Origin of the sequence: Ureibacillus suwonensis (assembly GCF_042655065.1) — a bacterium.
GTDB classification, from domain to species: Bacteria; Bacillota; Bacilli; order Bacillales_A; family Planococcaceae; genus Ureibacillus; species Ureibacillus suwonensis.
Genome location: NZ_JBHSNQ010000009.1, coordinates 83,817 through 108,835, shown reverse-complemented (window position 1 = coordinate 108,835; position 25,019 = coordinate 83,817). Strand labels below are relative to the sequence as shown.

The window sequence follows — 25,019 nt, the reverse complement described above, 5'->3', positions numbered from 1 at the left end:
ACGCATTTTTTATTGATAAAAGATCGAATTGACAGGAGGGAAAAGTTTTGCAAAAACTTGTATTTTTAGGAGCAGGATCCATTGCTGAAGCATTGATTCATGGATGGATCAAAAATGAAGTTGTACCTGCAGACCATATTTATGTGAAAAATCGTTCCAATGTTCAAAGATTGAAAGAATTGAACGAACGGTTTGGAGTTCATATACTTGAAAACTTGGAAGAGCTGAGAGATGCCGATTTGGTGATTTTGGCCATGAAACCAAAGGATGCGAAAGACGCTTTTAGAGCAATCGCGCCTTATCTTTCCGAAAAAACGGCCATCCTCTCCGTTTTGGCCGGAATAAGCATTGAAACGATCGAGAAGGCTTTGGGCGCCCGTCCAATCGCCAGAGTCATGCCAAACACTTCCGCTGCAATCGGCATGGCAGCAAGCGGCATTTCATTTAATGAACAGGTGACAGAAAGCCAGAAAAAGATTTACTTGCAATTGTTGGAAGCGATCGGCATTGTCATCGAAGTGGAAGAAGATAAACTCCATGCCATCACCGCCCTTTCCGGAAGCGGGCCAGCTTATCTCTATTATTTGCTGGAAGCATGGGAAAAAATCGGGACGGAATTTGGTTTATCCAAAGAAACCGTAAGAAAATTGATGGTTCAAACCATTGCAGGTTCCGCCATGATGCTCCAACAAATCAAAGAAGAACCGGAAGTGCTCCGCAAAAAAGTCACAAGCCCTGGGGGAACTACGGAAGCGGGCATCAGAGCATTGGAAAACTACCGGTTCACCGAAGCCATTTTTGCTTGTATTAAAAGTGCGGAAGCAAGATCCCGTGAACTTGCAAAAGGTGAGTAAATCCTTCCCGATGCAATTGTCGAAATGAAGGAAACTTTCATGCATTGGAAATTGTATCAATTTCCCGCCTTTATTTCCTATTCCACAGAAGAAAGTCAAAATCAATTGCATCAAACACCCTGATGGAAAAGCTCCGGATAAGGAGCATTTTTCATTTATCGGAAAATTTGAAATTATCATTATTTCAATTATTTCCTAGGAAATGTAATTTTTTGCTATTTTTTGCTGTCGAAAGGCGCGTTTTTGACTATTTGTTGAGGATTTTGTAGCCGTTTATATATCTAATGGCAACCTTACCCGGTTTATAATCAAAAATTTGACCAGAAAAAAAGCTATCCGGAAAGTCCTCCGCTTTCTGGATAGCCGAACTTTTTATAATGTACCGTTTCTGATCCTTTTGATGATGGAAATGGTCGTATACAGGGTAAGCGGTATGAAAATGACCAATAGAACAATCCAAAATGTCAAAGCATCGGCCGCTTTTAATTCTGCATAATTTGTTACGACAAAAAATATAATCCCAATCATTAAACACCAGGCCATTATATTGGGAAACACGACAAATAATCGCAATAATCCAGGATTCAATTTCGGTTGATTCATATTTTCCCCTCCCCACCCCTATCATACAATAAAATCAATCGGATATTCCATTATTTTCTGTTTTCTGTATCCTTTCCTATATAATAGGCTATTTATGGATGAAGTTCATTCAACTTTCCATTTTTCCACTGGAACGCAGAAAAATCATTGGCCACAAAAATGTTGGGGAAAATAGTTTTTGCTTCTTTGATCAGCTTGCCGGTTTCATGGGGCAAAAACCGTGCACTGATATGGTTGAGGATCAAATGTTTGGCATTGGCTTCTTTTGCCACCTTTGCGGCTTCCACATTCGTTGAGTGTCCGTAATCTTTTGCAAGATGGGATGTTGCATGGTCGAATGTTGCTTCATGAATGACAATATCGGCATTTTGGCTCAATTCAATGGATTGCTTGCAATATCGGGTATCTCCCAATACGGTTATGACAAATCCTTTTTTTGGGGGGCCCGTCACCTCTTTGCTATAAACTATCGTTCCATCATCAAGCTCCACATCTTCCCCATTTTTCAGTTTTCCCAGTAATGGCCCTTTCGGAACCCCCAGTTTCATTGCCTTTTCGATATACAATTCGCCGGGAAGGGGCTTTTGTTCAATCCGGTAACCGTAGCAAGGAATCACATGTTCCAGCTCTTTTGCGGTGACAATGAATTGATCGTCTTCAAAGATGACCCCTTCTTTTACATCTACATATTGGATCGGATAGTTTAAATGGGTTTTTGTCAGTTCCAATGTGAATTGAACCCATTCCTTTAATCCGGAAGGACCGTAAAGGGTCAGTGGCGTTTGCTCCTCTCCGCCCAAAAAAGAACGGGAGCTGAGCAGTCCAGGGAGGCCGAAAATATGGTCACCATGTAAATGGGTGATAAACACTTTTTCTATTTTTCTCGGTTTGATGGCGGTATGCAAAATTTGATGCTGGGCCGCCTCCCCACAGTCGAATAGCCAAATCGTTCCCCTTTCCTCATACAATTTCATTGCAAGGGAACTTGTATTTCGTTCTTTTGAAGGCATTCCTGCTCCTGTGCCTAAAAATTCCAGTTCCATGTTGAATCTCCATTCTTACAATTCTTCTTTTAAATCTTCCAGGAAGTCTTTACTAAAACTTGTTTTTGATGCATAGCTCTTTTTCTTTACATCGATTCCTTTTTGAATGATTCCTTTACCAAACTTCTTTTCCATTTCATAAATGATTTCATAAATCGGTTCTTCTTTTGCGAATTGCTCATAATTGAAAATCGTAAGTTGTTCGGCCAGATGTTTTTTATCCATCACATTGGAAACGGTGACACCCAAAAGCCGAATCGGCGTACCATCCCATGCCTTAGAAAATAATTCCATGGCCTCATGATAAAGATCCTTTTTCAAATAAATCGGATTTTGCACCGTTTTGCTTTTCGTATGGTTATTCCAATGGCAATCCCGGATTTGGATCGTGATGGTGGAACCGCATAAATTTTTAGCCTCCAGCCTTTCCGCCACTTTTCCGGATAGTTTTAAAAACGTGCTTTCAATGTCCTTCATTTCTGTTATGTCATAGGGAAGGGTGGTGGAATTTCCGACGCTTTTCGTTTCGTAAATGGATTCCGGATCCACTTCCCTTGAATCAATTCCGTTGGCTCTCCTTTTTAGCCGGACCCCGATTTTTCCAAAGGCTTCTTTTAATAGTCCTTCATGGGCATTGGCCAAATCGCCGATGGTATAAATACCTAAAGATTCCAGTTTTTTAGCGGTGCTCTCTCCGACTCCATGCATTTTTATCACCGGGAGTGGCCACAGTTTTTCCGGCACTTCCCTCTTTCTGAGCACAGTGATGCCCATCGGTTTTTTCATGTCAGAGGCCGTTTTTGCCAAAAATTTGTTGGGGGCAATGCCGATGGAACATGGCAAATCCAATTCATTGTAGATTCTAAGCTGTATCTCTTTTGCAAGTTCCAAAGGATGGCGCTCTTTGGCCACTTCGGTCACATCCATATAACCTTCGTCTATGGATACCGGTTCAACCAGTTTGGTATAGCTTCTCAAAATGGTAAACATCGCTTTTGAGGCTTCACGGTACTTTTGAAAATCGGGAGGAAGGAGGATCAATTCCGGACATTTTTTCAATGCTTCTTGAACAATCATCGTCGTATAAACGCCTTTTGCCCTTGCTTCATAGGAACTTGTGACGATGATGCCGCGGCGTTCTTTCGGATTTCCGGCAATCGCGATCGGCTTCCCTTTCAATTCGGGATGATAGGCCTGTTCCACAGAAGCATAGAAACTGTTCATGTCGACATGAAAAATGACCCTTGCCATCTCTTTTCCTCCCCGGTTTCTTTACACATTATTTTATCATAAACCGAAAAAAACCACCTTTTTCGATTCGCCCTGTAAAAAACCCATGATGATTCAAATTTACTATCAACATCATATTGACTTTTAAAAAAATGTTCGATATCCTTTTTGTAAACCAAATATAGAGAAAGGTTAACAAAGGGGGATAAGAATTGTGACGTCTTCAAAAACATATGGACTTGTATTGATTGCATTTGGAGCAGCGATTATTTCCGTTTTAGCTCAAATAACAATCCCGCTTCCGCTCATTCCGATTACCGGACAAACACTCGCCATCGGACTTATTGTTACTATTTTAGGTTTAAAATACGGCACTTTAAGCGTGCTTGTTTATTGTTTGCTTGGAGCGATCGGTTTACCGGTATTTACAGGAATGTCTGGCGGACTTTCCATTATTGTCGGGCCAACTGGCGGCTATATTATCGGCTTTATTCCTACCGCATTATTCATGGGCTGGTATTTAAATAAATTCGGTTATACTTATCTTCATGGATTGATCGCCAATGTGGCAGGAATGATGCTGACACTGGCCTTTGGCACCCTTTGGCTCAAAGTGGTCGCAGACATGTCATTTCTTGCGGCATTCATGGCCGGTGCGGCACCGTTCATCCTATTGGAAATCATCAAAGGTGTCATCGCCGCTTGGGCAGGAATTCTTGTAAGACAACGATTATTGAGCGCAAATTTATTAAAATACGTTTAATTTGCTTATTTATTAAGCTTATGAATAGATACCCCTTCTATCCATACGAAAACCGAATGGCCATTTATTTCGGCCATTCGGTTTTTTCGTACATCCTTAAAATAATTGGAAATTGTTCCATTCATAAACCCTCGGGAAAAGCACTTGCTCATTATAGGATTGATTTTTCACATACACATGAATGTTCGAACTTTTTAACGTTTCAAGAACGGCGGGCTTATCATCAAAATAAACATCCAATTCCAATTTCTTAATGATTTCCACTTTCTCATGATCTTTCATTCCGCAATAAAATTGTCGATCAACGACCGGAAAGCCTTTTTCTTTCAACCAATTTCTCGTTTTTTGACAATACTGTTTCGGTCTCGATGTGATATAAAAAATGGCATGCCCTTCCCTTTCGAGCCGGTTGACAAATTCAATCGCCCCCTCGAAAGCAGGGCAATCGGAAAAATAAATTTCTTCCACCAAGGAATTCCACAAATGATGCCCCTGTTCATCGTTCAACCCAAAAAGTTCATGGATTTCAACCCTTTTTAACTGATGAAAAAGGGCGATATCCACCTGTTTTCCCAATTTTGTATTATATATATGGAAAGCGTGTTCCCTCAGATTGATTAACGTATCATCAATATCAAATCCGATATTCACCATAAACCCACTTTCTGTCTATTCTATGATAATAAATTGATTTGCGAAGTTTTTTTCCTTTTCGATTTGTAAATCGAGCAGTTTTTTTACTTCCTCTTTTCTTTGCTTTTCACATTGTATTAACTTTGATTCATTGATATTGCCCGGTTCAATGCATTCCGCCAACCGATCCGCATCCACCAATGCACTGTTCAACCCAAAGGCCCCGGTCGGCGTCATGGTGTGGCATGCATCCCCAATCAACAGTACATTGTCCTTTTTCCAAACTTCCGTAAAATTGCTATGTACATCGAGCAAAACAAAATCTTCCCAGGACGTAATATGTTTTCGAACCGTTTCTTCCAATTCCGGAAACGCCTGAATGAATTTGAGCAAAAACTCCTCTAAGGGCTGTTTGCGAATTTTCGGAAATGAACCTTGTTCTATATTCCATCCAATTTGGACAAAACCTTTTGTTTGGGTAAACAATGCCAATTGATAACCATCGATTTCCGCCATTTTAATGGAAGGCTTCCAATCATGGGGTGCAGGGACTTTTGCCCAAAGCAAATCATAGCCGTGTTTCCTTATCGCCGTTTCAATGCCCGCTTTTTTCCGGACAATGGAATATCTTCCATCCGCTCCAATAATGATTGAGCTATAAATATTCATTTCTTCTCCGTGTTTCTTCGCTTTAATTCCGATAAAATGTCCATCCTCATCTTTCAATAAATCGATGACTTTCGTGCTTGTCATTAACGAAAAATTTTCATATTTACCGGCTTCGTCAATGATCACTGATAATAAATGGGCTTGTGGCACATGGATGCCCAAATGCCCAATTTTTTCTTCCGGCTGAATCATTTTGAAAAGTTTCCCATTTTTCCAATATTCAACGACTTCCATTTTTAATAAGCCGAGTTTTTCAATTTTTGAATATAGATTGTGTTTTCTGAGGACTTTTTCCCCCTCTTCATTCAAATGTTCTCCCCGGAATTCTTTGGCAATGTCTTTATGTTGTTCGATGAGAATGACTGAAACACCCTTTTTGGCGAGCAGAAAGTGAAAGAAGGGAGCTTGCCGGACCTGCTCCCACAATCAAAACATCAGTACTGGGCATGAAGTTCACCTGGCTTTGGATAGGCAATGATGCATAAATCTTCACCGATCCGTTCAATGGAGTCAATTTCAACTTTCGATGCCATATCCATCGTATCCACATCCTCACCGGAAACCGGGGAAATGGAATTTCGGCCTCCTAAAATTTTAGGCGCAATATAAAGAATATATTTATTGACAAGTCCCGCCCTAACAAAGGAGGCATTCACTTCTCCTCCGCCTTCCACTATTAGATCGGTTATTCCATGTTTATATAATTGCTCCAACATTTCTTCCAGATTGATGCCGTTTTGAACTTTTGAACAATAGATAAAAGTGACATTTTTCTTTTCCAGTTCCGCGATTTTCTTTGGATTGGCGTCGGTTGTCGTAACAATGATCGTTTTCGCTTCATCATTTAATACATTCGCATCCAACGGAATCTGCAAACGGCTGTCCAAAACGACACGAACCGGATTTTTCCCTTTCTGATTTGGAAGTCTTGTTGTCAATAAAGGATTATCTTTTAAGACCGTACCGATTCCAACCAGAATCGCATCGGATTCGTTGCGGAGTTGATGAACTTGCAACCTTGATTCTTCTCCGGAAATCCATTTTGAATGTCCTGAATGAGTGGCTATTTTCCCGTCCAAAGTCATGGCATATTTTAACGTCACAAAAGGGCGGTTTGCGATCATATTATGGAAGAAGCGTTCATTCAGCTTTTGAGCTTCTTTTTCCAATAAACCTACTTCAACTTCAATACCGGCTTCCCGAAGAATTTGAACACCTCTTCCAGAGACTTTAGGATTTGGATCGAGGGTTGCGACCACCACCCTTTGAACACCAGAATTTTTTACCAAATCTGCGCAAGGAGGGGTTTTGCCGTAATGGGAACATGGCTCGAGGGTTACATATAAAGTGGCCCCTTTTGCATGTTCACCGGCCATGTTAAATGCATGGACTTCCGCATGGGGTTCCCCCGCTTTCCGATGGACTCCGGTTCCAACAATCACCCCGTCTTTCACAATCACCGCTCCGACAAGCGGATTGGGGTTCGTTTTTCCCTTTGCAGTTTTCGCCATAGTTAATGCCAATTCCATAAAATCCCGATCTGTGAACACGTTGACCCCTCCTAAAACAATTGCTTTTCCGGGATATGTCCTGCCTTCTTGATTTTCGTTTCCAAATAGCGCCGGTTTGTTTCCGTTAATCCACCCCATATTGGAATATGTTTATCCGCAAGCAATCCATGGCGTTTGAGGGCTTCCAGTTTTCTTGGATTATTCGTAATCAATGTTACCGGTTTATCCCGCAATGTTTCGAGCACTTTAATCGCTTCTTCGTAAGATCTCGAATCATCTTCAAAACCTAATGCATGATTGGCTTCCACCGTGTCGTAGCCTTCTTCCTGCAACAGGTAGGCCAACGATTTGGAAAATAACCCGATTCCACGCCCTTCGTGATTGGCCAAGTAAAAAATCGCCCCACATCCATGTTCCACAATCATTTTCATGGATTCATGCAGTTGATAGCCGCAATCACAGCGCTGGCTGCCGAAAATATCTCCTGTATGGCAGATGCTATGCATGCGAATCAGGGCTTCCTTTTCATTTTGGAAGTCCCCGTAAATCAATACGGAAGATTGCTGGGACTCTTGCAAGTTTGCACTTAAAATATAATCCAGCACTTGTTCTTTTGTCGAGATGGGTTGATCCAATTTCAACCACGTATACCATTGGAATGTGGCCTCGAAATCCCCCTGTTTCACAGGCAATTTCACAGGACCGACGAGGCAAATTTGTTCATGATCTTTATATGGAATCAATTGCATTTTTTTCAGCAAAATATCGTTTTTATTCATTAACAAGTTTTTCATTTTCATCACCTAAATTCAACGAATCTATAAAAAAATCCTATGTTTTTAATAGGAATTATAGTTGCTTTTTTAAATATATCTGAAATAACTGCAAAAATCAAAAGAAGTGTTTTCCAAGTCAGTTTACATTATGTGGTAATATCTGTTTGAAAATTGATTCTTTCATTCGGAAACCCTTTCAATAAAAAAACACTTCATTTTCAAGGGATTGAAAATGAAGTGATATTTAGCACCAATTTTTCAGTTCATTAATCCAGGATTTTCACTTTTACCTTTTTTACTCCCCATTGCATTGCTTCATCATAGGAAGGAATGAAAACATCGATTTTATTTCCTTTGATGGCCCCGCCTGTATCGCCGGCAATGGCATACCCATATCCTTCCACCCATACTCTTGTGCCAAGTGGAATGACGTTCGGATCAACGGCAATCACTTTTAAATGGGGATTTTCACGTAAATTAATTCCATAGGCCGTCGTTCCCGAGCAACCTTTGCAATATGCAGTGTAAGCTGTCGCAGTAACCATCAATTCTTTCCCGGAAGATGCCGGTTCAACGCTGGCAACAACCTGTTGTGCAGCGTCATGATTGGCTGTATTTTTTTCTTTTTTTGGAGCGATTTGTTGAGTGGCGTCAGCCACAACGGAAATCGGTTTATATTCTTTTTTGTACTTTCCATCGGTTTTAATGATCAATTCTTTTCCCGGATGGATCAAAGTATCATCCAAGTCATTCCATTCCATCAACAAATCCAATGGGACGCTATGATTATATGCAATCCGGAATAAGTTGTCCCCTTCTTTCACAGTGTATATGATATAGTCTTCATCTTCTTTTTCAAAAGCCAATTGACGGGTGATGGCATCTTCCACCACTCTGTTTCCCAACAGATTCTTTAATATTCCAATTCTAGACTCTTCCAATGATAATTCTTCCGCATATGTCAACGATGTAGTAAACAATGTCATTGCCAATAATAATAATAAACTGATTTTCCTTAGCATACTTAGTCCTCCTTAACAAACAAACTTGCTTATTGAATGTCAATTCGTACTAAGTAATGCCCAAATGTTTCATTTATTATTCATATTTTTATAAAATTAATTAATCCACCTTATAAACTAGTAATAAAAAATGTAGCGATGCACTGAGACACCGCTACATTTCCCTTTTTCAACCGATTCATTTCATTCAAAAATGGGAAACAAAATAAATCCTCCAGAATATAATCCAGAGGACGTCAGTTTAAATATTCATCCGAGCAGCTTGGAAACATATAAATACCTTGAATCATATGAAAATCGTAATGACGCTGTACAAATTTTTCCTGGTATAAATATTCCATGATGGAAATTTCGTGTTCGTTTGCATCACACAATACACCGGAAACGCTTAATCCGTTTTTCAGATAAACACCAATGGGCTTTCCAATTAAATATTTGATTTTTTCAAACATTGTCTGCCCCCTTCCTTACTGCATTGTATGCAAACTTGTTTACAATTGGCTGTGTGGGCGGCATCCCCTTTTTTATTTATAGCAAGCCCATTTATATCCGCCTGAACTCCCATTCATCCGGAAAATTAAAATCCGTGATACAAACATTGATCAAATCAACCATTTTTGTTTACATAATATTTTTATCGTCGTTAATGGCCGGCTTTATCAAATCCATCAACAAATGATCCCTTTTTTTCAATTTCCTTTCCATTGTCAACTCATAAAAAACAGGATCCAATAAACGGGTCAAAATGGATTTTCTCAAGGATGCATCACCGATTTGTTTCAAAACAACCCTTCTTGCATCTTCCAGAAATTGCACATATTCCCCAAAATTTTCATCAAATTGTTGTTCCAACTCTTTTTTAATTTTTTTGGATAAACCCGGACTCGCCCCATCCGTAGAAATCGAAATGGTAAGTTTTCCTCTCTGGACCACGGCTGGAGTAATAAAATCGCTTTCCTTTGGATGATCCGCACGAAGCAATAATTGATGCCCTTTTTTATGCAGCCCTATTGCTTGATTTACTTTCGGATCATTTGTTGTTGCAAAAATGAGATCAGCCTGTTCGATATCCGATGGTTCAAACTCCTTTTGAATCCATATGGCATCATGCTCGTTCAGCCATTCTTCCATTTCCGGAATGATGGTTGGACTCACAACCGTAATCTTCGCCTTCGTATTTTCGAGCCCCTTCAGTTTTTGAAAAGCAACCCGTCCGCCGCCAATGATGACAACCTTTTTTCCTTCCAATTTCATCATCATAGGATAATACATGCCAAACACCTTCTTCGATAAGCTTTAGATGTGAATACAAAAAACTTAATAAAAAAATACACCATTTTTCCCGATTGAAAAATGGTGTTCCCAGGAATCCCAAAATGACAATTTTTATATGTACCAATATCCATTCAAAAGTGTCACTCAACAGGTTTATAAAAAATTTTCATGTTCTTCAATGGATAAATCCGCATTTTTGATTCTCCGTACACATCATCCAATGGAATCAATCCAAAATGCCGGCTATCGTAACTTCTCAAACGATTATCGCCCAATACAAAAATATAGCCCTCCGGAACAGTCTTTTCCCCTGTCAATTCTTCCAGAGTAAAGTTTTCCGTCGTGCGCATTTGCGAGACTGAATTGCGATTCACATAGGGCTCTTCATACTCTTTTCCATTGATGATCAAAACATCGTCTTTCATTTCAATCGTATCTCCGGGCAAGCCAATGACCCTTTTAATATAATATTCGTCTTCATAAGGAGCTTTAAAAACAATATGATCAAATCGTTCTATTTTGCTTATTTTGCTTACCAGAATGATATCCTCATTTTCGTAAGTCGGAGACATCGAGGCACCATCCACCACGACGGGGGAAAAGATATACTCTCTGCATATGAATGCAATAGCATACCCCATCAAAATTACCAAAAACCAAGATGCAAGTTCTTTCACGATTTTGTTTTCTTTCATCCGCATTGCTCCTCTAATTGAAATGGGTATTTCATGATTTGATTGCAATCCAAGTACGGTTTTGCTGTTCTTGTACGGATACTTCGCGGCCGAAGAACCGGGTCAATGTTTCCTCTGTCAATAAATCACTTGCCAATCCTTTTTCATATACTTCCCCATCTTTCATTAACAGAACATGGGAAAAACAAGGCAAAATTTCTTCCACGTGATGGGTAACGTAAATCAATGTTGGGCAAAACTCTTGTTTGGCTAGCCGATCGATAAATTCCAGGAACTCTTCACGGGCGATCAAATCCAATCCGTTGCAAGGCTCGTCCAAAATCAATATTTTCGGTTTGGCCATAAGCGCCCTTGCAATCAGCACCCGTTGCTTCTCGCCTTCAGATAATATACCGTATCGGGTATTTTCCAAATGTTCAATTCCCAATTGTTCCATGAGTGTGCGGGCCATTTCCACATCTTTTTTCTCAACCGCTTCATACAAGCCAATGGATGCAAATATTCCGCTGAGCACAACGCTCAACACGATATCATAATCTTTTAATTGCTGCTTTAATGAAGAACTGATAAAACCGATCTCTTTCCGCAATTCCGGAATGTTTGTTTTCCCAAATTCCTGGTCCAACACCTCAACCTTTCCTGAAGTCGGGTATAAATATCCGTTAATGACGTTCAACAATGAAGTTTTGCCGGAGCCGTTCAATCCCAGAATGGCCCAATGTTCACCTTTATTTACATCCCAATTGATCCCTTTTAATAGATATTTACCATTCCGAATGACCGTTACATCTTTTAAGTGTATCAACTTTCTTCCCCCATCTTACCATGATATATAATAATATAATATTACAATAAATCGTTTTTTTGAGAAAAGTGATAAAAATTAGAATAGAACAAATATCCATAAAAAATGAGTTTTACGTTATCATAAAGCAAATAGGGATTGCATGAATCGGGGGGATCAGATTGGAAAAGAAAGTCATTTATGCCGCACATGTCAAACATCCATATATGCACTTATATATCGCTTCTTCCGAAAAGGGGTTGGTTTTTGTTGGCACAGACCATTCTTCCATGGAGGAATTGACCCAATATTGCCGAAGACGATTTCCCCATTGTGAAGTGATTGAAGAAGGATCATTTATGAAACCGTATATTTCACAGCTCATTGAATATTTAAACGGGCAACGCAAAGAATTTTCATTGCCTTTCGATCTTCATGGCACCCCTTTTCAACAAGAAGTATGGAAAGCGTTATGCGATATTCCATACGGGAAGACGACAACTTATGGTGAAGTGGCCAGACAAATCGGAAATCCTAAAGCCGTCCGAGCCGTCGGGGGCGCCATTGGCAGCAATCCGTTATCGATCGTCATCCCTTGCCATCGGGTCATTGGAAAAAATGGAAGCCTTACGGGATATAGCGGAGGGCTGGATGTGAAAAAACGTTTGTTGGACATGGAAGGGATTTCCCTATTAATGTCATGATCGTTTCCACTTCCGGATCATTTCTTTCTCTTCTTTGCTGATGCGACGGGATTCTGTGATTTTTTGCAGCGCTTTATTATGTGTAAAATCGTCCAATGAATTCGAACGAAGAAAGTTTGTTGATTCTTCCGGATATTTCAAATAGGCTTCACAAATCGCCCAAGCTGTGGCCATCTTTACATAATAGCCGTCATGATGAATTCCATTGAATATTCGGAAAATTTCTTGAAGATAAGATTCTTCAATAAAATAGCTCAAACACATGACCACCGCAAAGCGGATTTCGAATTCTTTGTCGGAACGAAAATATGGCAGAATAAATTGCCAAACTTCATCCGGATGCTTTTTTGCAAACTTCAAACCACTGCAAAAACTGTCACAGACAGCCCAATTATCGATTTTCGGCACAAACCATCGAATCCAATCCAGCCTTTCTTTCAAGGGCAGTTTCACCTGCCCGATGACCATCCCTTTCAGCATGATTTCTTCAAAAAATTCCTCTTTCCCATTCCGCAGAAAACCTTCCCAATCCTCTTCCGAAATCTCTTTTGCCAACGTTCTTAAAATCGGAAGACGCACCCCTAAAATGTTTTCATGATTTGGAATTAATGTTTTTTGAAAAAGCCGGTATTTTTCTTCAGACAATTCCATGAGTTTTTGACGGACGTTCATTATATCACTCCATGGGGGATTATTTGATTTTCGATTGTTTATAGATACCGATGGCCAATGGTATGAAAACGATGACGATAAATGCCGGTATAAACCATGGATCGAGGGATTCTTTCTGCTTCAATCCGATTTGAACCATTTCAAAATTCAAATAGGCAAAGAACACCATGCATAAATTTTTCATCGCATTGAGCATTTTTCGGCTGTTCAAATAAAACGCTTCCACATTCGATTCATTCAGCCGCTTTGGATAATTATGCATGTGGGGCGCTTTTTCAAAAGCGGTGTTCAACAACAGAATAAACAAACCAATAACAGGCAAAATAAATAGTTCATATTTTGACCCCCAACGGTCCACTTCTCCTTTTCCATTAAAATGACCCGGAATTTGATCAGGGAGATGGTTCCATTGAAGAACGATATAAAGAATCGATACAAGAAAACAGCCAATGCCGATGATGTCAAAGATTTTTTCGGTTTTCGTTTTCGGAATGTGCAGTATTGGCCGATATGGATATTTCATTTCTCCTCATCCCACCTTTTATAAAAATGAAGCTAGAAAAGGGTCTACACCTTTTTCTAGCCATAAAGTCTGTCAAGCATTGCTTTCTTTTTCTTCCGCCAGCAATTGATGTAAATAATCGATAATTTCCCGAATCCCTTCCAGCGAATTCACTAAAACTTTCGGACTGACAATGGTAATCATCCGATTATCGAGATTCGCTACTGCTGTAAAATATTTCGTTTGAGAATAATTCACAAGTCCTACTTGTTGAATATCGTCTTCTCGTATATCTAAAATCTCTTTTGCTTCGCTTACCACTAAACCAAAATTCACAATATCCGTATTTAATACAATTATTCGAGACATCGGATCGGAAGTTGGTTTATTGTATAAGATAATATTAAAATCAAGCACCGGAATCAGTTCTTCCCGAATGCGCGTAAAACCGATCAAATATTTGGGCAAATGGGGAATTGGTGTAATTTTGCCGATTTTTTCTATGGAAACTACTTGGTCAATGGCGATTCCATATTCTTCATTCTCACAGCGAAAAATGACTGATTTCAAATAAATCACCTCAAATTGTACTATTTCTTGCTTGCGCATTTAACGATTTCTACTAATAAATCGGCTAATTTTTCTAGTTCTTCAATAGGCATTCGTTCATTTGTTGTATGAATATTTTCATAGCCTACTGACAAATTGACTGTAGGAATGCCAAAACTTGAAATGACATTGGCGTCGCTTCCCCCACCAGAGACCCCAATTTGAGGTGTTCTGCCAACATTTTTTACTGCTTCCACTGCCACTTGTACTACTTTATCCGTTTCACCTACTGAAAATCCCGGATACATCAACTGTACATCCACTTCAGCGCGGCCTCCAAATTTTTCAGCCACTTTTTCAAAAGTTTCTTTCATATGAGCTGTTTGCTTATCTAATTTCTCTTTTTGGATGGAGCGGGCTTCTGCTAGGATGAATACTTCATCACAAACGATATTTGTCGCTTTGCCGCCTTCAAAACGCCCAATATTCGCTGTTGTTTCATGGTCGATGCGCCCTAATTTCATTTCCGCAATGGCTTTCGCTGCCAATGTAATAGCAGAAATCCCTTTTTCCGGTTCCACTCCTGCATGGGCTGTTTTTCCAAAGATTTTTACATTTAATTTTGCTTGATAAGGAGCCGCAACAACGATTCCTCCCACTTTTCCATCGCTGTCAACCGCATAGCCGTACTTGGCAATAATTTTATCCCGATCCAACTCCTTAGAGCCGGCAAGACCATCTTCTTCGCCTGCTGTAATAATGAATTGTATTGTACCGTGTTCAATGGACTGTTCTTTAAGACGGCGAACCATTTCCAAAAGTGCAGCAATTCCAGCTTTATCATCGGCGCCTAAAATGGTTGTGCCGTCAGAATATATATAGCCATCTTCTTTTATTTGTGGTTTAATGCCCTTCCCAGGAACAACCGTATCCATATGTACGGTAAAATAAATCGGTTCAACATCCAATGATCCTTCCAAAGTGGCGATAATATTTCCCGCCGCATGACCATTGCGTGTATGAGCATCATCTTGATAAACGGAAAAACCTAAATCTTCCAATTTATTTACAAGAATTGGTGCTATTTTTTCCTCATGTTTTGTTTCTGAATCAATTTGGACTAACTCGATAAATTCATTCACTAAACGACTATTTTCCATGTTCAAAACCCCTTTTTTCCACTATTCATCCTCATTCTACGCTTTACTGTTTCAGAATACAATTACAAAGGTTTTATTGTTTGAAAGGTTAATTCTTCTTTTCAACTTATTAATTTTCCAGCAGAAAGGGTGTTGTTGATTATGGCGTTAGGGGATGTTTCTATAGCACAGATAGGAAAATAAGTGCGGAGTCTAGCATAAATTGGTGAATCCTAAGCAATGCAAAATAGCCCCCAATCCGAAAAATACTTTGGATTGAAGGCTATTTGTAATTCGACATTTACTTCCCATTTTTCATTAATTTTTGTTTTTCTAATAAAGCATATATATATTCCATATTTAAACAGCTTTGCACTTGTTCTGCCAGTATTTCATATGCCTGTTCACGGCGCTCTTTATCCGTTTGTACTTCCATTGGTAATGGATTCAACCCCTTACTTTTTCTTATTTCATTAAAATACGCCCTTGTAAAATAGCGATTTTGGAAGATGCCATGTAAATATGTGCCAATGGCTTTCCCATTATGAACAATAATACCATCCGTTGTTCCATCATTTAATTGTAAAAAAGGTAATGCATTTTCCTTTACCTTTGTTTGGCCTAAATGAATCTCGTATCCTTCCACTTCAATTTCTTTTTGGAAAAGCGTTGAATGAATTTTGCCTTTTGTTTGGGTCGTTCTTTTATTTTTTTCAAAGATCGTTTGTATCGGCAGTAGAGAAAGGCCTGAGACTTCCTTCAAATTTCCTTCTACACCATCAGGATCGAGAAGTTTCTCGCCTAATATTTGATAACCGCCACAAATTCCGAAAACTCTGCTGCCCTTTGAATAACATTGTTGAATAGCTTCAAATAATTTCGTTTCTTTTAACCACATTAAGTCGCCCGTTGTATTTTTTGTACCAGGTATGATGATGCAATCTGGATTTCCTAACTCCTTCACATCTCTAACTAAGCGTACCCCTACGTCAGGCTCCTCAAACAACGGATCTAAGTCTGTAAAATTAGATATTCTCGGCAATTGAATACAAGCCACATCAATAGGGCATTTCTTTTTAGGGTTTTTTAGTTTTAAAGTATCGAGGGCTAAAGAATCTTCAGCTTCAATCTGGCAGTCTAAATAAGGGATAACCCCAATAACGGGAATTCCGGTATAGTTTTCAAGCCATTGTATGCCATCCTGAAGTAATTCAATCATCCCTCTAAATTTATTAATGATGATACCTTTTACAAGTTTCCGTTCTTCTTCATCCAACAATGCAAGCGTGCCGACAATTGAAGCAAAAACTCCGCCCCGGTCGATGTCTGCAACGAGGAACACATCGGCATCCAGCATTTTTGCTACCCGCATATTCGCAATGTCGCGGTCTTTTAAATTAATCTCCGCAGGGCTGCCGGCACCTTCTGCCACAATAATATCGTAGGATTGTTCCAAGTCATGGATGGCTTTTTCCACAATTGGCATTGCTTGCAGCGTAAAGTTCTCTCGATAATTTGTTGCACCCATATCCATAAAATGCTTCCCATGAACGATGACTTCCGAAACCATATCTTGTTTCGGTTTGAGCAAAATCGGATTCATTTTTGAATTAGGGATTATCCTGGCAGCTTCTGCCTGCACCCCTTGAGCTCGGCCGATTTCTTCCCCATTCTGGGTAACATAGGAATTCAATGCCATATTTTGAGACTTAAAAGGGGCAACTTTGTATCCTGCATTGGAGAAGATGCGGCAAAGTGCCGTACAAAGAACACTTTTCCCCACATCAGAAGACGTTCCTTGTATCATAATTGAACTTGCACGCAAATATTTTCTCTCCTTTAAAATTCCAGGCCTTTTACCGCCGAAATTCCTTCATTATAATAATGTTTCGTACAATCGATAGTCGAAACCAAATCTGCAATGTCGATCAATTCTTGTTTCGCATTACGGCCTGTAATCACGACATTCATATGTTTTGGACGATTTTGAAGTGCTGTGATCACTTCATCAAGAGGAATTACGTCATCAACCGGAAAGTTTGTAATACTGAGAGCATTGTTTAGTTCATCCAACACTAATAAATCAATCGTTGGATCTTGGAGGGCTTGTTTTGCAATTTCCCACCCTTTTTTCAAAGCTTCCCGATGCTCTTCCGGTGTCTTCGTCCATGTAAATCCGATTCCTAATTGTTCAACCTTAACGGAGCCTTTCCCTTCTTCGCCTTGGCTAATGCAACCGAGGCCTAATTGTTCCATTGCAACTCCTAATTTTTCTAAGGCAATGGCTTCACCGTAAATACGTTGTTTCGATTTAATGAACTGTAAAAAACAGACATTCATTCCACGGCCAATTGCACGCAATGTTAGTCCCAACGCTGCAGTCGTTTTCCCTTTACCATCACCAGTATATATTAAAGTGAGTCCTTTATGTTTCATTGTCATTCTCCTCCTTCCATTATTGTGTATTGGTATTGTTTTTTGTTTTATATAAGGTATCTTCAAACCACATTGCTTGTTCTCTTACCTTTACAACTTCACCCACAATAATCATGGCAGGATTTGTAATCTTTTCGCTCGCAGCCAATTGGGAAATCGTATCTAATGTTCCAGAAATGGTTCGTTGTACCTTCGTCGTACCATTTTCGATAATCGCGACCGGAGTACCGGGGGCTTTGCCATTTTGCATTAATTGACGGCAAATATTCTGTAAATTCCCAACTCCCATATAAAAAGCAATCGTATCGATTCCAGAGAGTGCTCTCCAATTTAAATGATCAGGACCATTTTCTTTACATCCGTGTCCTGTAACAAGGGCAACACTGGATGCATATTCGCGATGGGTTAATGGAATCCCGGCATACTCGGCTGCTGCAACACTTGCAGTAACGCCAGGCACAATTTCAAAGGGAATCCCATGCTGCTTGAGGATACTGGCTTCTTCTCCTACTCTTCCAAAAACACCGGGATCCCCTCCCTTTAATCTCGTAACAATCTTTCCTTCCAATGCTTTTTGTACAAGAATTTCATGAATTTCCTCTTGAATGAGCATATGTTTTCCAGGCAATTTACCGCAATAAATGCGTTCTGCATTTTTGGGAGCATACTCTAGCAATGATGGATTTATAAGCCGATCATACACAATGCAGTCTGATTGCTGTATGCATTCGAGCCCCTTGACTGTGATCAATTTTTCATCTCCAGGTCCAGCTCCTACTAAATATACTTTTCCTTTGCTCATATTTCCCTCCCAGAACAAAGTTGCATTGTTGTTTACTGAATTGAAAATTATTTAATAGTATAATAGTTTTATTTCCGTTTCTGTTGTTGATATTTTAAACAAGCATTCAACCAGTTATCGATCAGCTTCGGATTGGATGCGAAATGGAAATGGACATATCCTGCAATTAATGAATGGACAACACAACCATCCTGTTTTTGTCCAAATCGACTTTTCAATGCATAAGCCGGCACCTGCTCTGTATTTGGTATAAAAGTGGAATAATGGAATTCATGGCCTTTTGCCGTCTCTCCTTCTCCCATGAGGAAATTGTTGTTTACTCCAACAATTTCCCGGTAACCAAGAGCTGCAAGTTTAGGTTGCATTATAACGTTTCCATCAATGATCCCAACCATTGGATAGCTTATACCTTCAGTTGACTGGATGGATTTTGTCAAGTACATGAACCCTCCACATTCAGCCACTGTTGGAAGCCCGTTTTCAATCAGTTCTTTAATGGATTGTTTTGAAACTTCATTATTTGCAAGCTGTTCTGCGAATTCTTCGGGAAAGCCCCCGCCAATATATAATCCATCTGCATCTTCAGGTACCGGTTCGTTCGCTAATGGGGAAAAATATTGAATTTCAGCCCCGCGCGATTTAAGTAATTGTATATTTTCTTCGTAATAAAAATTAAAGGCCGCATCCTTTGCAACGGCGATTATTACATTTACCTTTGGATCTTCGTGAAAAATAGAATTTTCAACTTCTTGTAAATTGTTCGTTTCAGAAATGCTTAATAGCCGGTTGAGATCAATGGTTTTTTCTACTTCTTGTGCCAGCGAATCAAAATAAGAATCCAATTCTCCCCTTTCAATAGCCGGAATTAATCCGAGATGCCTGCTTGGCAAATGGAGATCATTGTTTTTCTTCATATAGCCGATTACCGGAATTTTACATTCTTGTTCAATGGCTGTTTTTACAATGTTAAAATGGCCCTCGCTTCCAACTCTGTTGGCAATTACACCAACGATTCGCGATGGTTCATGCAGAGTTTGAAAACCTTTGACAATTGCTGCTGCACTTCTTGCCATGCTTGAGCAATCCACCACCAGCAGAACTGGACTTTCAGTAATGACAGCGATTTCAGCAGCGGATCCGGTATTTTCCAATGGACTTTTGCCATCAAAATACCCCATCACCCCTTCGATAATTGAAATATCTGCATCGCGGCCAGACCGTTCTACAATATCACGGATTACTTCGCGGCTTAACATCCAGCTATCGATATTTCGGGAAACTCGTTTTGTAACGGCAGTATGATAAGATGGATCGATATAATCAGGACCGCATTTAAAACCTTGGACGACTAAATTTCTCTTTTTCAGTGCAGCCATAATTCCGATTGTTAAAGTTGTTTTTCCAACACCGCTCGATGTACCTGCAATCATTACTCTTTTTGCCACGGATAATCCTCCTTATGTTCTAGAACCCCTACAGAAATCGTTACATTGCCGCTTTTCTTTTTGACAAGGACAAGGGAATCCGATTGTAAATACCGTTTCGCTGCTGCTTCACTCACGGAATATGCCCCTGTATATTTATAAACCGTTTCTGATGGTTCTTCGATATGCATTTCATTAAGTTCCTTGGCTGTATACGTACAAAATTCCACTTTTCGTTCTTCCACCACTTTTAATAAACCTTCTTCATCTTTCTTTAAGTCAATGGTGCATATCGCTTTTATACTTTTTGAAGAAAATCCCAACTCAAGCAACGTCTCTTCAATGACTGACTGAATCTCCTCCCCGCTTGTTCCGCGATTACAACCGATGCCTATTACGATCACTTTTGGTCTAAAAATAATACCGCATTGCAATATTGATTTTTCTTCTGGGGCAAGTAAGCGATGCGTGATTATTAAAGCACCGCTTGGCTTCGCATCGATTGCGTCCAAAATTGTCGGATATAACATGATATTTTTCGGTAATGGATGATCATATAACCACCAAGAACGCTCTCCACTTTCCTGCACTATGGCAACTGGTTCTTCGTTGACGACAGCCGCACTTACCTTGGTCAAATGCTCTTCGGAATCCCAAACCCATCCGAATCTGGAGCCAAATAAATCTACGGCGATGGTTTGTTGAACATCAGATGCTGTGGTAATAACGGGATTTGCGTGAAGCAATGCGGCGATTTCTCTCGTTAATTCATTCGCACCTCCTAAATGGCCTGAAAGCACACTGATTACATTTTTACCCCGATCATCGATGACAACGACTGCCGGATCGATTTTTTTATCTTTTAATAGTGGTGCAATCATGCGAACAACTGCACCAAGAGAAATAAACAAAATGAGACCTTTATATTTATAAAAAATGGCTGAAAGCAGAATCCGAACATTGCCATCATATAACTGAATTCCCAGACCCTCTTCATCACCTTTGGCAAACTTATGCGGATAATACAAGTCGCCATTTGGAAAAAGTCCTCTTAATTTTCTCGCAATTTCTGCGCTATGTTTTGTAATCGCTACAATCGCATAATCATTCTTTTGATTGATTTTCGGAATTTCCTCCTCCGCTAGTTGAATCACTTTGAAACTCCTTTCCTATAGCCGTGGGTAAACTCGGCATCGTAAAGTTTCGAACGATAAGAATTCTTTTCATAAATGTTTGGATCTAGTGCCCATCCAGCCAATATCATGGCATGTTTGCGAATGCCATTTTCTTTCATTGCTTCATCAAGTTGAGCAAGTGTCGTTCGAACGATTTTTTGATCTGGCCAAGTAGCTTTTTGAATAACTGCTACAGGCGTATCATCTTGCCAGCCTGCTTCTTTCAATTCCTTCATGATTTTTTTCGTTAAAGTGGCACTGAGGAAAAGAGCGATTGTACAATGATGGCTTGCCAAATCTTTTAATTTTTCTTTTTCCGGCACAGGCGTTCGTCCTTCTGCTCGGGTTAAAATCAGGGTTTGAGTTAATTCGGGAATTGTCAGTTCTGCTTGTACTGCTGCTGCTGAAGCAAAAACTGAACTCACACCCGGAATGATTTCAACTTCAATGCCTTCTTTTTTTAGTAATGCGATTTGTTCTGCAATAGCACCATACATCGATGAATCTCCGGTATGAACACGTGCAACTTTTTTTCCACGGTCCACCCGATCTACAATGATTGATACAATTTCTTCCAAATGCATTCCGCTCGTTTTTATTATTTCTGCTTCTTTCTTTGCTTTGGCAATTAACTCTTCATTCACAAGAGAGTCTGTATAGAGAATACAATCTGATTGTTGCAAAATATGTAAACCCTTCACCGTGATTAAATCGGGATCGCCCGGACCAGCTCCAATAATCCATATTTTTTTCATTTTCGCACCACCATTAACGTTAAATAATTTAAATCCGCACCGTCCAATTCATCGATGCTCCAGATTATTTCTTCTTCAGATGTTACTTTTGTCACTACGTGCGCTTTGTTTTCCAAGCCCAAATCCCGAAGAATTTCCAGCATCAAATCTATGACCTTTGCAACTTTAAGAAATACAACAGCATCATGGGTTTCAATCGCTTTTCTCATTTTATCGACATCATCATTTGCAGGTATAATCGCGACTTGTTCATCACCATCAGCCAGAGGAATGTTTAGACAGGAAGCTGCACCGTTAATAGAGGAAATGCCAGGAACTGCTTGAATTTTGACATCTGGATATTTTTCGCTCATTAACTTCATTAAATGAATAAAAGTGCTATATAATAGCGGATCCCCTTCCGTAACAAACGCCACATCTTTTCCATTGGCAATTTTCCCATAGATTTCATCAACGGCTTTATTCCATTCCCTTTTTAATACTTCTTCATCTTTCGTCATTGGAAATATTAGGCCCAACATTTCCTTTTCTTCAGGCCGTATAAAAACTTCTGCAATTTTGTATGCATAACTTTTTGAACCTCGCATTTTTTTTGGATAAGCAATGACTGGACATTCTTGAAGTGTGCGAAAAGCTTTTAAAGTAATTAATTCAGGATCTCCAGGTCCAACACCTATTCCGTATAGAGTCCCTTTATTCATTTCCATCTTCCTTTCGTTTTGCACTTACAATAAACACGGGATTTAATGGAGCTAACCGGGTCAATGATAAAATCGGTTTACTTCTTGCGATTTGTACTTGGGTAACTTCTGTATGGAATCCTAATCTGTTCAATATCTTGATTGATTCATATAAGTTTTCGATTGTTGCTAGATTTAACACGATGCGTCCATCATTTTTCAACCTTTGACAACATACAGTTAATAATTCCTCCATGTTGCCGCCTGTACCACCAATGAAAATGGCATCCGGATCGGGAAACTCATCAAGGCCTCCCGGCGCTTTTCCGTGTACTACCGTGAAATCCACCCGAAATTTTTTTTGATTACGGAGACAGTTTGCGATGTCTTCTTCATTTTTTTCAATGGCATATATCTTTCCTTCTTTTGCAATTTTCCCAGCTTCAATCGCGACAGAACCGGTGCATGTCCCGATATCCCACACAACGCTTTGTGGGTTTAAATTCAAAGCGCTAACGGATAATACACGAACTTCCTTTTTCGTTATTAATCCTTTTTCCGGCTTTCGTTGATAAAACTCTTCATCTTCAATGCCAAGCGGCCATTTTTTTGCTTCTTGAGTTTGAACTAAAATCACAACATTTAATGGAGAGAAACTGGATTTCTCCATTTCTTCCAACGTCATTTTTCTGCAACGCTCCTCTTCCCCTTGCAAGTTTTCAGCAATATAAGCTTCATACTCAGTCATACCAAACTCTAGCAAATATTTTGCTAGAGTATTTGGAGAATTATTTTCATCTGTTAATATAAACACTTTCTTTTTTCCATCGATTTTTTGAGCAAGGCCTTTTATTGGGCGTCCATGTATGCTGACAAAATAGGCATCTTGCCAACTGATTCCAAATTTTGCCGCTGCAAGTTGTATTGAACTGATATAGGGATAGATTTCAACCGGGATTTTTTTTGATAAAAGTCCGCCTATACCATAAAACAAGGGATCTCCGGAAGCTAGAATCACAATGTTCTGATTCCTTTTTCCAAGTTGTTCAACTATCCTCATTATTTTGGTTTTTAATACGATTTTTTCACCTTTAAAATTTGGGAAAAATGATAAGAGTCTTTCTCCTCCAACAAGAACTTCCGCATTTTCAATCCACTCAATTAATTGGGGATGAAGTCCATGTACACCGTTGTCTCCAATTCCAATCAATTTAATAGGCATCAATATTTTCCGCCTTTCCTAATAATTCTCCATTCATTGAATAAATCGCAGTCGAAACAATCAATCCGCCTTCCACATGTTTAATTACTTCTTTACAGCAATGTTCCGATATTTTGTCAAAAAAGGTCTTGCATCCTAGTTCTCTCATGATTTCCCCAACTTCATTCGCTGTGTTCGCTTGAAGAATTTTTACGATGCTTTCATTTGCAGCTCCACATTCTTTAGCAATGGAAGCAAGAAATTCAAAACTTACTTGAGAACCTTTTGAGTGGAGCATCATCGAACCTTTGGCAAGTTTTGAAAATTTTCCCATCATTCCAACCAAAGAAACTTTTGGAATGCCGATTTTTTTGCAATGTTTCATTGCAAAACCCACAAAATCGCCCATTTCAATAAAAGCAACTTCAGGAAGATCGGAAAACATGCTCATAGCAAATTTTTCGCTTCGTCCACCTGTTGTAAAAACAAGATGCTCACAACCGGATGCTTTGGCCACTGATATAGCTTGTACAATACTTGCCATATAAGCAGCATTAGAAAAAGGAACAACTGTTCCTCTTGTTCCCAATATTGAAATTCCTCCAATGATTCCGAGACGGCTATTTAATGTTTTTTTGGCAATTTCTTCACCATCGGGAACAGAAATGATAATATTTACCCCTTTTTCAATCTCAAAATGTTTTAATACGTTTTCAATTTCCGTTTGAATCATTTTCCGTGGAACGGGATTAATGGCTGCAAGTCCCACTTCAATCGGCAATCCGGGTTTTGTGACCCTGCCTACTCCTTTGCCGCCATCGATAAAAATTTCCCCGTCCTCTCTCCAAGAAACTGTTGCTTGAATAATAGCGCCATGGGTTGCATCAGGATCGTCCCCGCCGTCTTTAATTGTTGAACACGTCACTTCAAAGTCTCCCATGTTGCAATCTTCTATTAGAAATTCAACATCTTTTCCAATTGGCAGATGTATCATTACCCTCTTTTGTACTTGTTTTGTGATTAAAGCAATTAGTGCCGCTTTTGCACAAGCTGTTGCACAAGAACCCGTTGTATAACCTTCCCGTAGTTCAGATGTACTCTTTCTCTTTGTTTTCTGCATTT

Annotated in this window: 28 protein-coding genes; 3 read left to right on the top strand and 25 right to left on the bottom strand. The window is 39.5% G+C overall.

Features of this window, described 5'->3' with window-relative positions; genetic code table 11:
* Window positions 1-47: 47 nt before the first annotated feature.
* Entirely contained in the window at window positions 48-854 is an 807-nt protein-coding gene (proC, locus tag ACFPOH_RS00825; protein ID WP_342469481.1) for a pyrroline-5-carboxylate reductase, read from the top strand.
* A 372-nt stretch (window positions 855-1,226) separates the two neighbouring features.
* Here proC and ACFPOH_RS00820 read toward each other — a convergent pair whose 3' ends face one another.
* From ACFPOH_RS00820 to ACFPOH_RS00810, 3 genes are all read right to left on the bottom strand, one after another.
* On the bottom strand, window positions 1,227-1,457 hold the full coding sequence (locus ACFPOH_RS00820) for an acyl-phosphate glycerol 3-phosphate acyltransferase (RefSeq protein WP_342581372.1): 231 nt from the start codon (window positions 1,455-1,457) through the stop codon (window positions 1,227-1,229).
* Between the two features lie 92 nt (window positions 1,458-1,549).
* A complete protein-coding gene (gene rnz / locus ACFPOH_RS00815) occupies window positions 1,550-2,500 on the bottom strand; it encodes a ribonuclease Z (protein WP_342581371.1) in 951 nt (316 codons plus the stop codon).
* Between the two features lie 15 nt (window positions 2,501-2,515).
* Window positions 2,516-3,751, bottom strand: a complete 1,236-nt coding sequence (locus ACFPOH_RS00810) for a DNA polymerase IV (protein WP_342469484.1) — start codon at window positions 3,749-3,751, stop codon at window positions 2,516-2,518.
* A 193-nt stretch (window positions 3,752-3,944) separates the two neighbouring features.
* Here ACFPOH_RS00810 and ACFPOH_RS00805 point away from each other — a divergent pair, with 193 nt between their 5' ends.
* Window positions 3,945-4,493, top strand: a complete 549-nt coding sequence (locus ACFPOH_RS00805; RefSeq protein ID WP_342469485.1) for a biotin transporter BioY — start codon at window positions 3,945-3,947, stop codon at window positions 4,491-4,493.
* A gap of 96 nt (window positions 4,494-4,589) precedes the next feature.
* Here ACFPOH_RS00805 and ACFPOH_RS00800 read toward each other — a convergent pair whose 3' ends face one another.
* The 9 genes from ACFPOH_RS00800 to ACFPOH_RS00760 all read right to left on the bottom strand — a co-directional run bounded on the left by ACFPOH_RS00800 (window position 4,590) and on the right by ACFPOH_RS00760 (window position 11,879).
* On the bottom strand, window positions 4,590-5,144 hold the full coding sequence (locus tag ACFPOH_RS00800; protein ID WP_342471304.1) for a 5' nucleotidase, NT5C type: 555 nt from the start codon (window positions 5,142-5,144) through the stop codon (window positions 4,590-4,592).
* Between the two features lie 18 nt (window positions 5,145-5,162).
* Window positions 5,163-6,221: an FAD-dependent monooxygenase gene (locus tag ACFPOH_RS00795; protein WP_390308578.1), complete on the bottom strand. Its 1,059-nt coding sequence runs from the start codon at window positions 6,219-6,221 to the stop codon at window positions 5,163-5,165.
* Between the two features lie 8 nt (window positions 6,222-6,229).
* Window positions 6,230-7,324 carry a bifunctional diaminohydroxyphosphoribosylaminopyrimidine deaminase/5-amino-6-(5-phosphoribosylamino)uracil reductase RibD gene (gene ribD, locus ACFPOH_RS00790; RefSeq protein ID WP_390308613.1) on the bottom strand — a complete coding sequence of 365 codons (1,095 nt, stop codon included), beginning with the start codon at window positions 7,322-7,324 and terminating at the stop codon, window positions 6,230-6,232.
* Window positions 7,325-7,356: 32 nt separating this feature from the next.
* Complete coding sequence (locus ACFPOH_RS00785; protein ID WP_342469488.1) at window positions 7,357-8,100, bottom strand: GTP cyclohydrolase II; 744 nt, start codon at window positions 8,098-8,100, stop codon at window positions 7,357-7,359.
* A 248-nt stretch (window positions 8,101-8,348) separates the two neighbouring features.
* Window positions 8,349-9,104 (bottom strand): 3D domain-containing protein, encoded by a 756-nt coding sequence (locus ACFPOH_RS00780; RefSeq protein ID WP_342469489.1) that lies wholly within the window; start codon window positions 9,102-9,104, stop codon window positions 8,349-8,351.
* A gap of 236 nt (window positions 9,105-9,340) precedes the next feature.
* The gene (locus ACFPOH_RS00775; protein WP_342469490.1) at window positions 9,341-9,556 is read right to left on the bottom strand and encodes a hypothetical protein; all 216 of its coding nucleotides are present in this window, start codon (window positions 9,554-9,556) and stop codon (window positions 9,341-9,343) included.
* Window positions 9,557-9,725: 169 nt separating this feature from the next.
* Window positions 9,726-10,376: a precorrin-2 dehydrogenase/sirohydrochlorin ferrochelatase family protein gene (locus ACFPOH_RS00770; RefSeq protein ID WP_390308577.1), complete on the bottom strand. Its 651-nt coding sequence runs from the start codon at window positions 10,374-10,376 to the stop codon at window positions 9,726-9,728.
* A 143-nt stretch (window positions 10,377-10,519) separates the two neighbouring features.
* A complete protein-coding gene (lepB, locus tag ACFPOH_RS00765) occupies window positions 10,520-11,074 on the bottom strand; it encodes a signal peptidase I (protein ID WP_342469492.1) in 555 nt (184 codons plus the stop codon).
* Between the two features lie 31 nt (window positions 11,075-11,105).
* On the bottom strand, window positions 11,106-11,879 hold the full coding sequence (locus ACFPOH_RS00760) for an ABC transporter ATP-binding protein (protein ID WP_342581367.1): 774 nt from the start codon (window positions 11,877-11,879) through the stop codon (window positions 11,106-11,108).
* Window positions 11,880-12,040: 161 nt separating this feature from the next.
* Between ACFPOH_RS00760 and ACFPOH_RS00755 the strand changes: the two genes are divergently transcribed.
* Window positions 12,041-12,562, top strand: a complete 522-nt coding sequence (locus ACFPOH_RS00755; RefSeq protein ID WP_390308575.1) for a methylated-DNA--[protein]-cysteine S-methyltransferase — start codon at window positions 12,041-12,043, stop codon at window positions 12,560-12,562.
* Here the strand turns inward: ACFPOH_RS00755 and ACFPOH_RS00750 are convergent.
* The 13 genes from ACFPOH_RS00750 to ACFPOH_RS00690 all read right to left on the bottom strand — a co-directional run bounded on the left by ACFPOH_RS00750 (window position 12,557) and on the right by ACFPOH_RS00690 (window position 25,017).
* Window positions 12,557-13,234, bottom strand: coding sequence for a DNA alkylation repair protein (locus ACFPOH_RS00750; RefSeq protein ID WP_390308574.1), 678 nt, complete (start codon window positions 13,232-13,234; stop codon window positions 12,557-12,559). The genes ACFPOH_RS00755 and ACFPOH_RS00750 overlap by 6 nt on opposite strands.
* Before the next feature lie 19 nt (window positions 13,235-13,253).
* Window positions 13,254-13,757 (bottom strand): DUF1648 domain-containing protein, encoded by a 504-nt coding sequence (locus ACFPOH_RS00745; RefSeq protein ID WP_342469496.1) that lies wholly within the window; start codon window positions 13,755-13,757, stop codon window positions 13,254-13,256.
* A 72-nt stretch (window positions 13,758-13,829) separates the two neighbouring features.
* Window positions 13,830-14,306: a chemotaxis protein CheW gene (locus tag ACFPOH_RS00740; RefSeq protein WP_390308573.1), complete on the bottom strand. Its 477-nt coding sequence runs from the start codon at window positions 14,304-14,306 to the stop codon at window positions 13,830-13,832.
* A gap of 20 nt (window positions 14,307-14,326) precedes the next feature.
* Window positions 14,327-15,445, bottom strand: coding sequence for a M20/M25/M40 family metallo-hydrolase (locus ACFPOH_RS00735; RefSeq protein ID WP_208649817.1), 1,119 nt, complete (start codon window positions 15,443-15,445; stop codon window positions 14,327-14,329).
* Window positions 15,446-15,725: 280 nt separating this feature from the next.
* Window positions 15,726-17,249: a cobyric acid synthase gene (locus tag ACFPOH_RS00730; protein WP_342469499.1), complete on the bottom strand. Its 1,524-nt coding sequence runs from the start codon at window positions 17,247-17,249 to the stop codon at window positions 15,726-15,728.
* A 14-nt stretch (window positions 17,250-17,263) separates the two neighbouring features.
* Window positions 17,264-17,860: a cob(I)yrinic acid a,c-diamide adenosyltransferase gene (locus ACFPOH_RS00725; protein ID WP_342469500.1), complete on the bottom strand. Its 597-nt coding sequence runs from the start codon at window positions 17,858-17,860 to the stop codon at window positions 17,264-17,266.
* Window positions 17,861-17,879: 19 nt separating this feature from the next.
* Entirely contained in the window at window positions 17,880-18,662 is a 783-nt protein-coding gene (gene cobA, locus ACFPOH_RS00720; RefSeq protein ID WP_390308572.1) for a uroporphyrinogen-III C-methyltransferase, read from the bottom strand.
* Window positions 18,663-18,730: 68 nt separating this feature from the next.
* Window positions 18,731-20,092 carry a cobyrinate a,c-diamide synthase gene (locus ACFPOH_RS00715; RefSeq protein WP_342581809.1) on the bottom strand — a complete coding sequence of 454 codons (1,362 nt, stop codon included), beginning with the start codon at window positions 20,090-20,092 and terminating at the stop codon, window positions 18,731-18,733.
* The gene (locus ACFPOH_RS00710) at window positions 20,092-21,240 is read right to left on the bottom strand and encodes a cobalt-precorrin 5A hydrolase (RefSeq protein WP_141600760.1); all 1,149 of its coding nucleotides are present in this window, start codon (window positions 21,238-21,240) and stop codon (window positions 20,092-20,094) included. Before ACFPOH_RS00710 ends, ACFPOH_RS00715 begins: the two co-directional genes overlap by 1 nt.
* Window positions 21,237-22,016, bottom strand: coding sequence for a precorrin-4 C(11)-methyltransferase (cobM, locus tag ACFPOH_RS00705; protein ID WP_342469502.1), 780 nt, complete (start codon window positions 22,014-22,016; stop codon window positions 21,237-21,239). Before cobM ends, ACFPOH_RS00710 begins: the two co-directional genes overlap by 4 nt.
* On the bottom strand, window positions 22,013-22,717 hold the full coding sequence (gene cobI / locus ACFPOH_RS00700) for a precorrin-2 C(20)-methyltransferase (RefSeq protein ID WP_342469503.1): 705 nt from the start codon (window positions 22,715-22,717) through the stop codon (window positions 22,013-22,015). The genes cobM and cobI overlap by 4 nt, the downstream gene beginning before the upstream one ends.
* Window positions 22,710-23,918 (bottom strand): precorrin-6y C5,15-methyltransferase (decarboxylating) subunit CbiE, encoded by a 1,209-nt coding sequence (cbiE, locus tag ACFPOH_RS00695; protein WP_342469504.1) that lies wholly within the window; start codon window positions 23,916-23,918, stop codon window positions 22,710-22,712. Before cbiE ends, cobI begins: the two co-directional genes overlap by 8 nt.
* Entirely contained in the window at window positions 23,908-25,017 is a 1,110-nt protein-coding gene (locus ACFPOH_RS00690) for a cobalt-precorrin-5B (C(1))-methyltransferase (protein ID WP_390308571.1), read from the bottom strand. The genes cbiE and ACFPOH_RS00690 overlap by 11 nt, the downstream gene beginning before the upstream one ends.
* Window positions 25,018-25,019: the final 2 nt, after the last annotated feature.

Coding starts and splice junctions, on each gene's coding strand:
- ACFPOH_RS00725 (WP_342469500.1), bottom strand. CDS start 17,860: ATGAAACATAAAGGACTCACTTTAATATATACTGGTGATGGTAAAGGG.
- cobM (WP_342469502.1), bottom strand. CDS start 22,016: ATGAAAAAAATATGGATTATTGGAGCTGGTCCGGGCGATCCCGATTTA.
- ACFPOH_RS00750 (WP_390308574.1), bottom strand. CDS start 13,234: ATGAACGTCCGTCAAAAACTCATGGAATTGTCTGAAGAAAAATACCGG.
- ACFPOH_RS00715 (WP_342581809.1), bottom strand. CDS start 20,092: ATGATTGCAGGTACATCGAGCGGTGTTGGAAAAACAACTTTAACAATC.
- ACFPOH_RS00820 (WP_342581372.1), bottom strand. CDS start 1,457: ATGAATCAACCGAAATTGAATCCTGGATTATTGCGATTATTTGTCGTG.
- ACFPOH_RS00735 (WP_208649817.1), bottom strand. CDS start 15,445: ATGGAAAATAGTCGTTTAGTGAATGAATTTATCGAGTTAGTCCAAATT.
- ACFPOH_RS00785 (WP_342469488.1), bottom strand. CDS start 8,100: ATGAAAAACTTGTTAATGAATAAAAACGATATTTTGCTGAAAAAAATG.
- cbiE (WP_342469504.1), bottom strand. CDS start 23,918: ATGCCTATTAAATTGATTGGAATTGGAGACAACGGTGTACATGGACTT.
- ACFPOH_RS00690 (WP_390308571.1), bottom strand. CDS start 25,017: ATGCAGAAAACAAAGAGAAAGAGTACATCTGAACTACGGGAAGGTTAT.
- ACFPOH_RS00780 (WP_342469489.1), bottom strand. CDS start 9,104: ATGCTAAGGAAAATCAGTTTATTATTATTATTGGCAATGACATTGTTT.
- rnz (WP_342581371.1), bottom strand. CDS start 2,500: ATGGAACTGGAATTTTTAGGCACAGGAGCAGGAATGCCTTCAAAAGAA.
- ACFPOH_RS00745 (WP_342469496.1), bottom strand. CDS start 13,757: ATGAAATATCCATATCGGCCAATACTGCACATTCCGAAAACGAAAACC.
- cobI (WP_342469503.1), bottom strand. CDS start 22,717: ATGAATAAAGGGACTCTATACGGAATAGGTGTTGGACCTGGAGATCCT.
- ACFPOH_RS00810 (WP_342469484.1), bottom strand. CDS start 3,751: ATGGCAAGGGTCATTTTTCATGTCGACATGAACAGTTTCTATGCTTCT.
- ACFPOH_RS00770 (WP_390308577.1), bottom strand. CDS start 10,376: ATGTATTATCCTATGATGATGAAATTGGAAGGAAAAAAGGTTGTCATC.
- ribD (WP_390308613.1), bottom strand. CDS start 7,324: ATGGAATTGGCATTAACTATGGCGAAAACTGCAAAGGGAAAAACGAAC.
- lepB (WP_342469492.1), bottom strand. CDS start 11,074: ATGAAAGAAAACAAAATCGTGAAAGAACTTGCATCTTGGTTTTTGGTA.
- cobA (WP_390308572.1), bottom strand. CDS start 18,662: ATGAGCAAAGGAAAAGTATATTTAGTAGGAGCTGGACCTGGAGATGAA.
- ACFPOH_RS00775 (WP_342469490.1), bottom strand. CDS start 9,556: ATGTTTGAAAAAATCAAATATTTAATTGGAAAGCCCATTGGTGTTTAT.